Annotated in this window: 15 protein-coding genes; 3 read left to right on the forward strand and 12 right to left on the reverse strand. The window is 49.1% G+C overall.

Translation table 11 applies throughout. The features are described 5' to 3' along the window. Positions 1-6: 6 nt before the first annotated feature. The 11 genes from KME11_05065 to KME11_05115 form a co-directional block, all read right to left on the reverse strand. Positions 7-1,503 (reverse strand): M23 family metallopeptidase, encoded by a 1,497-nt coding sequence (locus tag KME11_05065; GenBank protein MBW4514576.1) that lies wholly within the window; start codon positions 1,501-1,503, stop codon positions 7-9. A 57-nt stretch (positions 1,504-1,560) separates the two neighbouring features. Further along, positions 1,561-1,854 (reverse strand): hypothetical protein, encoded by a 294-nt coding sequence (locus KME11_05070; protein MBW4514577.1) that lies wholly within the window; start codon positions 1,852-1,854, stop codon positions 1,561-1,563. 58 nt (positions 1,855-1,912) lie between these two features. Continuing rightward, positions 1,913-2,419, reverse strand: coding sequence for a hypothetical protein (locus KME11_05075; GenBank protein MBW4514578.1), 507 nt, complete (start codon positions 2,417-2,419; stop codon positions 1,913-1,915). A 94-nt stretch (positions 2,420-2,513) separates the two neighbouring features. After that, complete coding sequence (locus KME11_05080) at positions 2,514-2,747, reverse strand: hypothetical protein (GenBank protein ID MBW4514579.1); 234 nt, start codon at positions 2,745-2,747, stop codon at positions 2,514-2,516. 17 nt (positions 2,748-2,764) lie between these two features. Continuing rightward, positions 2,765-4,906 carry a hypothetical protein gene (locus tag KME11_05085; GenBank protein ID MBW4514580.1) on the reverse strand — a complete coding sequence of 714 codons (2,142 nt, stop codon included), beginning with the start codon at positions 4,904-4,906 and terminating at the stop codon, positions 2,765-2,767. Then, positions 4,899-5,648, reverse strand: coding sequence for a hypothetical protein (locus KME11_05090; protein MBW4514581.1), 750 nt, complete (start codon positions 5,646-5,648; stop codon positions 4,899-4,901). Before KME11_05090 ends, KME11_05085 begins: the two co-directional genes overlap by 8 nt. Positions 5,649-5,679: 31 nt before the next feature. Beyond that, positions 5,680-6,822 carry a hypothetical protein gene (locus tag KME11_05095; GenBank protein ID MBW4514582.1) on the reverse strand — a complete coding sequence of 381 codons (1,143 nt, stop codon included), beginning with the start codon at positions 6,820-6,822 and terminating at the stop codon, positions 5,680-5,682. 23 nt (positions 6,823-6,845) lie between these two features. Continuing rightward, positions 6,846-7,859 carry a hypothetical protein gene (locus KME11_05100; protein ID MBW4514583.1) on the reverse strand — a complete coding sequence of 338 codons (1,014 nt, stop codon included), beginning with the start codon at positions 7,857-7,859 and terminating at the stop codon, positions 6,846-6,848. After that, positions 7,859-8,554, reverse strand: a complete 696-nt coding sequence (locus KME11_05105) for a hypothetical protein (GenBank protein ID MBW4514584.1) — start codon at positions 8,552-8,554, stop codon at positions 7,859-7,861. Before KME11_05105 ends, KME11_05100 begins: the two co-directional genes overlap by 1 nt. 2 nt (positions 8,555-8,556) lie before the next feature. Beyond that, entirely contained in the window at positions 8,557-10,824 is a 2,268-nt protein-coding gene (locus KME11_05110) for a hypothetical protein (protein ID MBW4514585.1), read from the reverse strand. 193 nt (positions 10,825-11,017) lie between these two features. After that, positions 11,018-12,493, reverse strand: coding sequence for a hypothetical protein (locus KME11_05115; GenBank protein ID MBW4514586.1), 1,476 nt, complete (start codon positions 12,491-12,493; stop codon positions 11,018-11,020). Positions 12,494-12,599: 106 nt separating this feature from the next. On the opposite strand from KME11_05115, the gene KME11_05120 reads away from it, so the two are divergent. Continuing rightward, positions 12,600-12,887, forward strand: coding sequence for a helix-turn-helix domain-containing protein (locus KME11_05120; GenBank protein ID MBW4514587.1), 288 nt, complete (start codon positions 12,600-12,602; stop codon positions 12,885-12,887). Further along, positions 12,874-13,551: a hypothetical protein gene (locus KME11_05125; GenBank protein MBW4514588.1), complete on the forward strand. Its 678-nt coding sequence runs from the start codon at positions 12,874-12,876 to the stop codon at positions 13,549-13,551. Before KME11_05120 ends, KME11_05125 begins: the two co-directional genes overlap by 14 nt. A gap of 87 nt (positions 13,552-13,638) precedes the next feature. Here the strand turns inward: KME11_05125 and KME11_05130 are convergent, their stop codons facing one another. Next, the gene (locus KME11_05130) at positions 13,639-14,082 is read right to left on the reverse strand and encodes a hypothetical protein (GenBank protein MBW4514589.1); all 444 of its coding nucleotides are present in this window, start codon (positions 14,080-14,082) and stop codon (positions 13,639-13,641) included. Positions 14,083-14,213: 131 nt separating this feature from the next. Here KME11_05130 and KME11_05135 point away from each other — a divergent pair, with 131 nt between their 5' ends. Next, complete coding sequence (locus tag KME11_05135; protein MBW4514590.1) at positions 14,214-14,468, forward strand: hypothetical protein; 255 nt, start codon at positions 14,214-14,216, stop codon at positions 14,466-14,468. Positions 14,469-14,475 lie beyond the last annotated feature (7 nt).

A 14,475-nucleotide genomic window follows, 5' to 3' on the forward strand; every position in this document is an offset into this window, starting at 1 on the left:
CCAGAATCAAACCATCGGCGGCTGTGGCTGCGGTAAAACATCTCTAGGATTAACCGCGCCTTGGTTGGGATCATGAACCTCAAAATGCAGGTGAATGGCATAGGCATTATCAGACCCAAACCCACTGCCACCCCGCACCGCGATCGCTTCTCCCCCCTTCACCTGCTGTCCTACCTTCACCTTGATTGAAAGCAAGTGAGCATAACGGGTCATGAATCCAGTGGGGTGCTTAATATCAATCATCCGACCGTAGCCGCTGCCGTCCCAATCTGCAAATTCTACCGTCCCATCACCCGCTGCAAACACGTCATCACTACCGAAGCCGCCCAGGTCAATCCCTTCATGCATCCTGCCTCGCGCCGTTCCAAACTCGCATTTCTCCCCTGCCACATTGCAGTCATTCGGGTTCATTGCCCACTGTAAATTAGAGGGGCTAGCTCCCCCCGCAAACGATCGCACTGCCGCCGCTGTATTTTGATCGGGCGGCTGGCTGGCATCATGCCTAAATATCTGAGGCTTGGGTGCATTCGGGTCGGGCTGATGGGCGAATAGTTCCATTTCCAGTGTCCCACCGCAGTACAGCTTCACAGTTTCGATCGTCATTTCTCCGTCTAAACCCGTCCCAAAGTTTTTACCCTGAAATTTCTTGGTCGGTGCAAACGTGAGCAATTCTGGATATTCAGCCGGGTTTAGCCAAGTGTGCAATTGAATCACTTTTTCCCGATCGAGGGAGTGTAAGCCTAGCGCATAGGCGAGGGCATCGCCTTGAGTGGGCGGGTTAACGCTGCCACCCGCGATCGCCCGACTGCCAGCATTGCCCGTGTCCACACAGTTCAAGCCATAGTTGCCGGGGAGCGATAGAGAAGCGATCGCATTGGGGTCAATCCCTGATTTGAATACCTCAATACCGCGATCGACACAAGGCTTAAACACCTCTCCATAATCGTTGTTATAGCCCGTTGCAGAGCCGTTAATTCGTCGCCTGACCTCGTGCCAATCGCCAGCGTCCGCAGGTTCTACGCAGCGTTGATCGGGGTTGTGTTTCCCCATCCAATACAGGATTGCTACCTGAGCGGCAATCTCCGGTTCATTCGCCTTATCGGGGTTGTTCACTAAATCAATGCCCAGCAAATCGCCCATTGATTTGTAGTTATAGTCCCAAGTGAGCTGGAAGTAACCCCGCCCATAATAAGGAGCGTAGGGAGCGCTGCCGCCCTCTATCTCGCTGCGGGGTACGAACTTGGGTAAAGTTTCCACATAGAACGTGGCAACGATGCCGACTAACTGATTCTTGCTCGTCAGTCCATTCGCCGCCATTGCCTTGAGAATGTAGGGCAAATTCTTTTCAACATCACCCCGATTTGCATCAGGACAAACCTTCAATATCTCCTCAATTGTGGGCGATGGAGGCGCGGCGTTGGTAACTGTAGGTGCAGGTTGAGCGGTGCTGGAAGCGGCTCCGGTAGTGGGGGCGATCGGCTGGATGGGTTGGGTGTTTTCCACTTTAATAAATCAATTGATTTTTTAACTAATCGTGCTTAATTGCGGTGAATGTGAACGTTAGTCAATCGGCTCCCAATCGTCATTAATTTCCAGCATTGGTACAGTTTGATTTTTCAACTCATGCCAGCAATCGCTCAAAAACTCCCATTTACCAGCCCTGACAAACGAATGACAACGATGTGCCTCGTCAACATTTGCGTTGCAAAGCAAAGACGGGGAAAAGGTTGGCGCATCTAGATTCCCGTCAAAGCTCCATCGCTTTAAGTCAAAGGGATGCACCGTTTTGCAGCCAGGGCAGTAAGCCATCATTAAGTTGTCGCATTTTCTTAAAAATTTACCTTGTGCGCTCATGAATTTCTTTTTAAGTGGTAGAGGCGATCGCTTGTATTGGCTGTGTATCTACCATGTTCTAGGGGTGAGGGCAACTGAATTCGGCAATGGGTTCACCACACCAGACAGATAGCTCACAGGCAACGACTACCGCTTCTCTAGGAGTCTTGTGAAGATGCATAGCCGTTATTGCAAATTCTTCCCCCGCTCCAATTGCCGCAAACTCTGATACTTCAAAAACATTGATACCGCCATAGCTTCTGAATAAATGCCCATCAAGGGCGATAAGGTAATGGTTCTCAGGTCTAAGGCTAGAATCTCTTTTCCTTACCCAATCGTCGAACTCAAAAAGAAAATCCATCACCCCATCCATCGTTGCCGCAGCAGGTTTATGATTACGGCTAAAGATTTGCATCAGCGAGCCTTCACAAGTCAGCCCAGTAAGACCAATAATCATCCCGTTTTGTTGGAATAGCTTGGAGCTTGCGATCGTGCGATCGCTCATGATTCGAGATCCGATAGTGGTGATTGAATCGGCTGCAATCTCAATTCGGTCGGCGTATTTTTTGGCGGCAACTACAGTCATTATTTACTTTGTGAATGGAGCGGTGAAGTAACGCTTAATATCATGCCCAACTCAGCACCCTACTTTAAAGATGAGTTGAGCTGATTTTACGGCTCTAGGGCGATCGCACAATTCCCATCAGTTCACAAATCATCTCAGGAGAAATGTTGCTGTCATCTCTGAGATGATCAACCAAAGTCCTGTTGAGTTCGTTGCAGATAAACATCATGATCTGCTGCGAGTCACCCCAGCAAATCGGGCTGCTATATGTACCGTCAATCACTGGACAAATCCGATACTGAAGCTGTGCCTCCTCGCAAGAACTGACCTCAAAAACCATCGTTCTCATTCGTTTACCTCAACTTGTTAAAGATAAGGAATAGCATAAGGTGTCACAATCACGGGCTGAGAGTTGTAATTCTCCACAACTACGCCGTTGGAATACTTGCCAGTCTCAGAACTAATGCTCACCCCAGCGATCGGATCTACAATGCCAGCAAAGTAATTGTCAGGATCAATCAGTTGCTCATTTAGAGGTTGGGCGATCGTGCAGCCAGCCGTAACTAGAGCGGAGATAGAATCGCCATAAAGGTAATTATTGACCGTATCAATCTCATAGATAATCACTTCCTCAACATCCTGATAAAGCGCCGTCCTAATGTACGCCCTTGTTTTGGTAAAAGTCAGAGCAGAGGCGATCGTAAACCTTTTACGATTCGGCAGTGTTCCTGTTGCCATTGCCGTGACTGAAATAATGGTTTGAGGATCAACCGGATCATAAGGGAAGCGAACCGAAGCCGTCCCCGGCACATTCACCCGCCCATACACTAAAACGTCATCAATGAGGGCGTTATAAGTAGACGCGAGTTGAACCACCTGTGCCACCCCTGGTAAGCCAGTTAGCATGGTCTGCAAAACAACATAGTTTCCTCGCATCACACTAACTTGGGTGCCAGCGACAAAACCCGTCCGACTTTCGAGTGTGACTTGGTTCAAACCCGTGTCCACCCCCACGATCGCAGACTGGGCGATCGGCGCTTGCACACCGGGAACCGTAACAGGGTTGAGGTTAATCAGAGGGGCATGGCTAGAGATTGCCACAGAATCAATTAATGTTTGATTATTAAATAGATCCGCGATCGCTGCCTTAGCCGAATCCCCTACGTTCACCTGCCCTTCCAGCAAGGTTTTATCCAGAGCGATCAACCATTGCCAAATCCTCAGCCCTGACGAGGTAAGATCCAATGCTGCCAGCGTATCGGCTCTGAAGTTGGGCGCGTTGATCTTGGCTTTGAGAATGCCATTCACATACAGCGACATTTGCGAGTTTGCCTCAGATATTTGCAGAAATATCTTCAGATGCTCAGTCGGTAAATCATCGAGCAAGTTAACCGGAATACTGCCGACGACCATATTGAGCTTACCGTCCACAATGCTGGCTTTAAGATTGCCAAAATCAAACAGCAAACCGTCCCCGCGCCATTCCCGCAGCTCGGCAAAAAAGCCGAAGGTTTTCATCCCGGCGATCGGGCTATGTCGCCAACTCAGCAAGGCTTTGTTCCTAATCTCAATCTCTCCATCCTGATAGACCATGCTGGTACGGAAGGGGCGTTTCTCTAGCTGCATTCCACCCCAATCAATCGAAACGGTGGATTCAGAGTAAAGCTCGATCGTTACAAGCTGGGCGGGTGCTTCTCCTAGTACAGCTTTCATTGCAGTGGTAACGCCATCTGCAAGCAATGTTACAGGCGTAACCGTGACGACGTTTGTCCCCCCTGTAATCGTGTTGTTCGTGATATCGTAAGCCCGATTATTCACAAGAATCTGTCCACCAATCCAATCGCCAGGATTGATGGTGTAGCCACTGGGAATAGTGAGGGTGAGGGTATTTTGAGTCAGGGCCGCGATCGCATAGTTCTGCACCTGATGAACACTGCCAGGGAAAACGGGTTGCCGTCCAGCCGTCCTAAATGTTTTCTCAATTAACTTATAGCGATTGAGAGAATCATTTAATTCCCCCAATCCAACAGAGAAAAACGTTCCCGTTCCCGTGATTTGCAAGAAATCACTCGCACCGAAAACACCACCCGCTAGCCGCAAAATCATAGAGAGGGTGTAATCGGTGTCCGCCTCTAGCAAGAAATCTCGCTTTAAGCTTTGACTGGCACCGCTGCCGACATCCCACCGCAGGCGATCGCCCAAATAAGAAGCGTCCGGTGCAGGTGCATAATCTTTTCGCACCGTCACGTTAGAGCCTTTCAGCCAGATGCTTTGAGTTAGATCTAGGTTCCAAGTGACCAGGTTGGCGCAATCTGGCTCTAACAAAAATGACCCATCTTCGGAATGGAAAGCCGGATAGTAGGATTGTACTGGATAAAGGTTTAAGGAACCGTCTACTGTGCGTTCCAAATTAACGGGAGAGGGGCGGCTAAAGTTCGCTACATCGCCAGAGCTGTTTAAGCTGACCAGAGAACCCCCGATCGAAAAAACGTAATCGTTATCACTCACTGAGATTACCTGCTAATTGGGATTGACGAACCACTGACTCAGCCGCATTCAGCAAAACTTTCGCTCTGGTTTCTGGGTCTAAATCTTGTAAAATAGCCTGAACATTTTCCATACCGCGATCGAGGAAAAGCACCTGCGATCGATACTCAATTTCTTTTGCTGATACCTGCGATCGGAACTCTTGGGGCACATCAAACAACGCGACTCCGACCGCTTCTGGCAAACCCGCCTGACACGCCCATGCTCTTGCTGCAATGTACTTGCTCTCTCGGCATAGTTGCGCCTCGATCGTGAAGCTCTGGATGGAGTCGTAGGTTAATTCTTGAAGCTGAGGATATTGATTGAGAATGCGATCGCGTTCTCCGGCGGCTACGGCTAGCTCTGTGAGGATATCCTTTTCCTGCGATCGGAGTGCCAGTAAGGTTGCTTCTGAGTGGGCTAGCTTGAACTCATTCAGTTCACGAGTTGCCTCTTGAAGATTTGCCGCTGCCACTGTTCTGGGAGTGGCTTGAGCATCAATATCTTCCAGGGTTTGAGCAATTTCCGCAACTTCTACAGCGTGTTTTCGCATTTGTAAGTGCGTTTCAGTGAGCGCTGCCGAAAGAGATTTGTGATAGATTTCAGCTTGCTTTAAGCCAAAATACCAGTGAATATTTTCTTCTCTTCTAATATTCAAAAGCACTGCACCAAAGCTATTGATGGAGTGCGAGGTAAGCTGCGGTAACGGGATGATATCGGTCATAAATTAATTAATCCTCAGTTTCCAATCACGTTTACAAGCCTGCACCATAGTCGCTAACAGCGCCTTGATCTGCCATTTCAGTTGGCAATAATGAACCCAGACGGGCGATCGCTTCACTGGCAAAATTGAGCTTATCGATCGTGCGAGTACCGCGCCAACTCGTAGAAGCCATATCGCCCCCAATCATGTATCCTGACTGGTTATTACTAGCTCCATCCGAGCAAACTTTACCCTCGGTCATGTTACCCACAACCGAGACGGTTAAGCCTGAATAAACCAGTCTGGATATTGTTGAAGCGAATCCTAAGCCACCTGCTACATAGCCCTTAACCTTGTTGCCAAAAGCGGAGTGAACAGTATGAGGGGTGCTTAAGGCTGCACCCACGGCACTGCTCGTTCGGGTTGCAAAGTTATAGCGTTCGATCGAGGTAAGCGGCTGCGCTCCGACAAATACATCAGTCGAGCCACCATAAACAAAGCCGTCCGTTGGGTTACTGGTGCCGTTATGGGAAGCTTGTCGCGCGGTAATTAAGCTTGTCGCCTGCATTGTTCCAGTGGCATAAGTGTAAACCTCTCCAGTCGCAAGTACGCCGCCGTCCGATCGCTTGGCTCCACCCATCAACACGCCGATATCTTTGTTGCCAATTCCCGCGATCGCAAACCGAGATACAGACAGGTTTGAGCCTAATCTTCGCGTCGTCATTTTCTTGTAAGAAATCTCATCCATTGCCATGCTCAAACCGCTGGCAGCAATCCCCCCAGCAAAGATACCGACCGAAGCATCCCCGATCGTCCCCATGTAGTTCCGTAGCTCTGAGAGCCTTACACCCGTAGCTTTAGCTGATTCGTTGGAATAGTAAAAGGCGATCGTTTCAGTGCTGACTCCATGCCCCCGACCGCCTGCGAGTATTGCCAACGTGCCCTGAATGCCAGTTAGAGGCAGCGATCGCGCTCCTACTTGCGATAAGGGCATGGGCACCGGACGCGCCCTGGATATTTTATTCTGCACCTGAATGGCGTTCTGTCCGCCAATCCTGCGAGTGTGAGATTGCTTGAGCGCAGTATCCCTAGCCTGAACTCGTAGCGTCAAAATGGCGGTATCTAGCGCTAACAGTTCACCGTCTTGTTCATCGGCTGGGTAATCAAGCGGGTAAAGTCTAGGGTTGGCAGGCATTAATTAATTCTCCAAGTTTATAGTTAATCTTGATACCATTCTCTAAGGGTTAGAGTGTAGGGTGAAGCCGAGTTGCCAGTGATAGCAGCCTGCCCGTTCGTTACGGCATAGCGATCGCACCAAATTCTTAATGAGTAAGTTGAATTGATTGTCGCTTCTTCATCCAACCAATGTCCTGAGATGCATTGGCAAGATTCTGAAACCGTCGTGCTCATAATTGCAACTCCTACTGATTTCCACAGATCATCATCTCTGAAAATAGCTAACTTAGCGTTACAGTTAGCTCCTCCTGTAATGCCAAAACCAGGAACATCAATGCTCACCTCAATCAAAGAATCACTTGATGTTTTTAGGATTGAATTAGAGGCGACAGATAGCCACGTAGCCGCAGAATGCAAAATAGGTTGAGTTCTGGAAAGTTCTTTATTTTGAATTAGCCGTAATCCCGATCGCTCTATCCCTTTACCCTTAATTGGAGAGTGAACGATTAACCCTGCACCCTTTAATAATCTAGCGTTTGAGATCACACTACCTGGAGATTGGATTGAGCAATCTATCAGGAGCGGATACGGAATGCTGGCTACAGCGAGGCTTTTAACCTTAATGGCGTTAACGTAGAAATTAACAGTTAATCCCTCAATGGATACTTTTATTGTATCTCCAGCCACGGCAGCGCCGAAGGGAAAAGACGCATTGGCGATCGCATAGCTGTAAGATTCTCCTGAAGCATTGACTCGAATTGCCCAGCCAATTGTGTCAACAGCGTTGTCTGGGTTCGTTGCGGAGAAACCGATCGCACAGCTTGAGAGGAGTCCCGAAGGTGCATTTAACAGCGTCATTTCTACCGAACAATCACCTAATAAAATCCGTTGCTGAGATTCCGCTCCGGCATCCCATAAGATTGAGCCAGTGTTCTTGGTTAGGGTATTTCCGCTAATGCTTACCCCCGATCCATTCTGCCAGATGACATTTTCAACACTGGGTAAATTGATTGCAGTCGGAGCGATCGCCATGCTCCTAACTTGTCTTTGTCCCATTATTGCCACTCCCGAATCGTGAGGACAGTACCCGCGATCGCACTGGAAAAATAAATCACTTTATCATCCTCAAAGTAATCCTGAGAGAGTTCCTCTGAGCTTGCCGGAAGTACGTCATAGCTATTAATTCCCGTTGCCACCATACCGGTAAACCAGCTATACCTCACATCTGCGATCGGGTCATTTTTAGCAGCATCAGCCCTGCACTTAAAGGCGTAACGCTTTGTCCCCGCCTGGAACGTGTAAGCGTATTGAGTGTTGGCATTGACAAGAGTGAGGTTTGTAATTGCTGGCGATGTGGCGATCGCCGTATCTCGCATAGATTGCAAGATTAGGGTTTGACTAGAAATACCAGCGGCAACAGCAGTTGCTTGAGTAGACAAATAATCAATTGATGTTTGCAAGAGAGCAATATTCCCCTCGATCGCTTGCAGCTTAAACGTAGAAATATCGCCTAGCTTAGAATTAATTTGCTGGATTTCTGGGTAAAAATTATTGCCTAGAATGCTTTGAATGATGGAGAGGTTTGCAGCATGATTAGCGATCGCCTCCATCATGGCAAAATCAGACGAGGAAAGCTGTACAGGCTTACCGCCTACTGAAGGCAAATCAGCCACAGCCGACACCCACGCCTCTAGGATATCGTGCCAAATCTCTAGATTGCCGTTAATAGGATTGCTCCGAGTTTGCGCCATTGTTAAATCCTAAAGGTATCAAATGCAGTATTCATGCTGGCGTTCAAGCTAACATTCTCACCACCAATCCCGTTATGGGTGGCAATGACGAGCCGCTTTTCATCGCCCTTAACCGCCAGGAATGCCACGATAATTTGAAACATGGCGCGACGATAAAGAATGGGTGTTTTAAACCCGATCGTTTGACCCTCACTTTTTAGCACTGCATTCAACGATCGCCCCGTTCCTAGCCCGGTGAGTGGGGCGATCGAGAGCTTCATGCCAGGGCGAGGGAATGCCAGCCCTGAACCGGGAAGCAAATCGAATTCTCTAAAGGCTTCTGCACCTAGTCTTAGCTCGTTTGCGAGTCTTACGGCTGCGTCAATTTCGTAGCTCTGAATGCCGTCGCTAGTCGAGGGGAGGTGCATCGAAATGGGCGAAAACTGCACCGCCGAATCAGACCGGAAAACTGAGTTGCCGCTGCCTTGAGTATTGAGAAAACAGTAAGGCTTAGAAGCGATCGCCGCTCCCTCTAAAAACTCCAAATCTCCCAATCCCTGATAAGCGCAATACTTGAATTGCACTTGCCAAGATTCGGTATTGCGGGGCGGGTAATAGACCCAGGCTTGATAGGTTGTATTGGGTGCAACGCCTGTAATGATGGGGCGATCGATGCGATGTGGATCGCTGGCATCACCCCGATTCAGAACGCCGTTAACGTAGGCAAAACAGCCTCGCTCGGTTGCCGGAATTCGTAACACGCCAGAAGCATCACTGGTTACGGAAGTGTGCTTATAGATGTAGTGCAGCGCCGATCGCTCTTGTCCTAAAACCGCAATGTAGTTACCATTTTGCGGGGCAATGTAGCCGTCTAAATCCTGGTCTTGTCCTCGTCTAATATTGAGGGCATCTAAAGGGACTCCATCGAGCCAAACGTATTCGGCTTGCTCGAACGGGATGGAAAACCCGCTGCCAGCCGGGTAGACGATCGCGGGTTGAAAATAGCATTCCTGCCCTGGGGCGATCGAAGAGTTCTGAGTGCCAATCCAAATCAGTGAACCCGTCCCACCAAGGTTAATGAACTGTCCGAGGCTTGATTGCTCGGTGCCATTCGCAGCATAGATTTTATGGTCGGTCGCTTGCTCGGAGAAGTGAGAACCTGCGGGCGCATTCGTATTTAATTGAGCAGTGACGATCGCGTTCCCGTTACCATCGTTAATCGCCATTAAAACCTGTACCGCTGTGGTTTGTAGGCTCTCCTGATTGGTGTAAGTGACGCGATCGCCATTCGGCAAACAAACGGATTGATTAGGTGACGCGGCTGATTCCCCAGCTCGTCCGGGGTTGCCAGCCACTAAACCAGCGGTGAGGTTTTGCACCGTCCGAGAGTAAGAGGCACCTTTTCCCGGTCTGCCCTCAAACAGTTCCAGCAAACGGCTCTGAATGTCAGCTTCGGTGATTTCGGGGCGTACCATGGCAGCAGTCGGAAGGATGTTCAAATCGGCAGTTAACGGCTCTTCCCCGTTGCGTCCCCAAGTGTATCCGCGCTCGGTGTAGTTTTGCAGTCTCAACACCTGGCAAACTTCGGATATTTCGATAAAGTCACGGTTCAACAATGGGTACGCACCGACCACCAATTTTGGATCAGAGGCATATATTTGCAGTCCGTTTAATAGGTTCCCGGCTGCGGTGAGGTTAGTAATGGGGAGGAGGCGATCGCCCGACAATCTAGCGCTCCCATTGGTGGGGATTGGCTCTAGCGGCACCTTTGCCAGGAAAGAATCAATTGATAATTCTTCCTCACTCAGAACCAATAGCCAGTAGGCGCGATCGCGTTTCGCGTTCTCCTTCTGTGTTGGGGTGAGAACGGGCACACCGCCGCCTGTAGAGTCCAGATAGCTAAAGGCGATTTGTCCTAGTGCGGGGTCGTGATCCTGTCCGACCATGGCACCAAAGACGATGAGGTAAAGATGATCCTGACGACGCACGAGGGAACTGGAGTTGGATAGTGCAGGGATAGCGATCGTGGTGTTTAGGGCTAGTTCGCCCGATGGATAAATCTTGCTGTGGTACGTCCCGGTCAGGGTTAAATCTCTAGAATTGGAAACAGAAAAACTAACGGATTCCCAGCCTGTAACTCTGTCTTGAATGGTTGCATAGGAAGAGATCCAAGCTTGCAGGGCATCCTCTTCTGCTAGACGGACTCTAGGATCGGTTCTACTCCGAGGGGGAACGGAATGAACGCCTAAATCATGGGACTGTCTTTGGAATGCACTATCGGGGGTTGGCATGGTTAGAACACAAGAGGCGGCATGGGAACGATCGCAAGCGATTAAAACCGCCCACGGGCTTTATACTACCCGCGACACGGAGGATTGATATAGCGCCCCCTTGCGGGTAACTCGAAGCGATCGCCCTTTTGGGACGGCAAAAGCCCCCAGTCGATCGCGTGTCGGCTGGGGGCTTTATTTACTTGAGGACGACCTAGCTTCCGGTCGCAATGGAGATATAAGGCTCAACAGACTCAGTCGTATTGCCGATCGCAAAGAAACGATTTAGGTAGACCTGAATCGTATCGGCTGCAACGCCAGTTGCGGCACCTCCAAAGAAGGAGAACCGCATGAAGTTACCGGAAACGTCAGCGCCAGCAGTTCCAACGGGAGCAACGGCAAGCTTCTGATGCATCGGAGGTGCAACCTGATCATAAGGCGCGCTAGATTCATTGATTTCCACAACTGCCCAAGCTAAGGAGTCAGGCATATCGTAGTAAAAATCAGTTCGGAATACGCCGTCTGAGCTGGTGACATAGCGAGTAACATAACCATTCTGCTCTGCACTCAGAATAATCATTTGATGGGTGTAAGCGTAGAAATCAGCCATTGCCGTTTTAACAGCGTCAGCCGTTGCACGAGCCGCAATATCAATCAGAGCTTGATCGACAGCGCTATCTAGGCTGGAGAGATCTCCCTGTAGGGCTATAATATTAGTATTCTGAATATCGTTGATTTCAGAAACACTGTCTACAACCCCAGTGAGACTGTCGATCGCGTCAAAGATTGAGCTTTCAGCCGCAGTAGCTCTAGCAATTTCTGCATTCAGATCGTTGGCGGTATTGGAAGCGTAAGATACTAATCCTGCAATATCGCTTGATTGAGTTGTATTGATAGCAACAGCCGCAGCCAGCCCAGAGGTCAGAGTTGAGATCGCGCTGGTCTGAGTTGCGTTGACGCTGACAGCCGCAGCTAGATCAGTTTCTAGCACCGAGATTGCGGTAGATTGAGCAGTGTTGACGCTCTCAATTGCAGCGATCGCGCTAGTCTGAGTTGCGTTCACTGCAACAGCCGCAGCCAACCCGGAAGTCAAAGCTGTGATTGAACTTTCAGCCGCCGTAATGCGATCGGTGATGGTGGAGGCGATCGCCACTGTGTAGCTATTTTCGCCTGTTTGAGTGACAGTAATCGAGCTGTCGCCAGCAGACAAAGAAGGATCAGTAGAATCGATTTTATCCCAGCCGTTGGCAGCGTTGCGAACCACAAAATCGCCCACACTGAGAGCGAATCCGAAGGCGCTAGAGCCACCGGAGGTAATGCGGAACATATCGCCTGTTTGGTAGGCGGTTAGCCCGGTTGCAGCGTTGGCATCCACTGCGTCGGCAAGCGCCACGCCACGATACCGAACACCACCGACTAGAGCGGCTTGAATCAAGCTATTAACTGAGGCTTCGGATAAGCCTAGAGAAAGGTTGTCAATGCTGGACTGAAGGTTCGTGTCAACGGCATTCAAGGAAGCTTCCAAAGCCGCGATCGTGGCATCGATCGCCGTTTGAGCTGCGGACAGTTCCGAGTAGGCGACCGCTTTATTTGCAACGCCACCGGAGACGGGAACAAGTAAGCCAGGAGTGCCCGTAAAATCGGCACCTTGATGCTGTTTTTGTACGCCAGGAGCAGAGTATTGAGACATAATTTTGAAGTGATTTGATAAGGCTTGAAAGCACAGTAGTGCGCCTTTTCAAGAATAAGAGCAGGATTGAGGATATCCATAGGTAATAGCGCGGGTACTACTACTTATGTCAAGAATCCTTGCAAAAATGGGCAGCGATCGCGTTCGGAAGATAAGACACATTTCTCAATGGGAACGAGACGCTCGACAGATTGGCAGTTCCATTCGGCTTTGTCGTCGAGCGAATAAGTTAAGTCAAGCAAAATTAATTGCGATCGCCGTCTCTATTCCAGGCGGTGAAACGCTCTATCGGCAACTAATTTCTAATATTGAAACGGGCATCAGACAGCCCTCTATTACTGAGATTAAGGCGATCGCCCAAGCGTTAGGAGTGAATCATCATGATTGGATCTGATCAGGAAATCGCCTTTATTTTTCCGGTTTATGACGATTATGAATTAGTGAAAAGGTTGGTTCGCCAAATCCGACAGCACTATCTTAAATCAGAGCTATTCTGTATTTCCGACGGGACTGAGGATGCTAGTTTTACAGAGTTTGCGATGACTCAGGGCGTGAATTATGAACAGGGCGATCGCCTGAAGCTTCCCCAATATGGAGGGCAATGGGTAAAAAGATTAATCAATCTTTCTACTCAAACGAAGGCTAAGCATATTATTCGAGTCGAAGGGGATACTCAAATCTGGCGGCGGTTTAAGAAATTCCCGGCGGCGGACGTGGCGGGGACGATCGCTTATAGCCACAAGATTCAGGCTTTCTACCCCAGGGGCGGCTGTGTGTACTTTTCTAGGCAGGCGATCGATAAGCTCCTTGAGAGCGTTCTGAACGATGACAGATACAAGGATGCATCAATCTATAGTTACCCTCGTTACTCAGCTTTTCGGTATGCCGAGGAACCTAGGAATGAACAGCCGATTTTACTGGGCGATCTAGTGTTGGGGGATGCGATCGCTCGTTCTGGATTAAATCTTAAAAATTGGAGTGAGGTTTCAATTCAGTTTAGAAGTGAGCCGCCTGATAACGCCGATCGCAAGTATGCCGCAACTCATCCCCACCGATAGAAAAAGCGATCGAGCCATGCACCCGATCGCCTCCTTTACCGTTAACCTTAACTTGTTTGAGAATGCCCAGCTTCAAGGGCAATCGCGCTAAACCGGAATGCCGATATCGAACTGCTCAAAGGATTGAATGCCAATCTCGCAAACTAAGCCCTTTTGTAGTTTGACGATGAGAGAAACTTCTTTGAAATCTAGGAGCTGCGATCGCATTTTAGGGAAATACTTTTCAATTACGCCCAGCGCTCGTAAGTGATTTCGTTCCACCGTTTCATCAGGCACATTAATTGATTTGGAATCGACCATGGCACAGCCCAACATGACAATTCGGCGCTTCAATCGTTCGACTGTGATTTGCAAATCGTTGCCTGTCGTGCGGCTGAGGGTAAGGGTGAGGGCGATCGCTTCCTGCGATTCAATACTGGTTTTTACCGTGTCCCAAATAGTGCTTTTAAGACTGGTACTTAGGCTCATTTCATCAGATTTTGCCCTAGCCTTAGAACCCTTATTTACGCTAACGATCGTCGGTGCTGTCATGCTGCGGAGGTGATTTTGAGGTAACAGATACAAAGATACCCACAACCGATGAACAGCCTGACTTGTGGGTTGAGTTCAATTAATCAAGTAAAGATTGGGCATTCTGGAACAGCAATCTTTCACGAGAAATCATGACCACTAAAAAGAATTTGTTCACATCTAGGACGGCATTGAGCATCTATGCCACCTTGATTATGGCGATCGCACCCACCTTAAATAATTGGGCAAGTCAATCAAAAATGCCGACTTCAGGAGAGCTTTTTCAAGTGTTGATGCTCCTGGTATCTTCTGGCGCAGGACTGATGTTCCGCTATGCTGCCAACGAGACAACGTTTACTCCTGACTTTATGCCAGGACGGAATGCTGCCGATATTGAGAACATTTAAAGGACTT

The organism is Timaviella obliquedivisa GSE-PSE-MK23-08B (assembly GCA_019358855.1).
In the GTDB taxonomy this organism is placed as follows: Bacteria; Cyanobacteriota; Cyanobacteriia; order Elainellales; family Elainellaceae; genus Timaviella; species Timaviella obliquedivisa.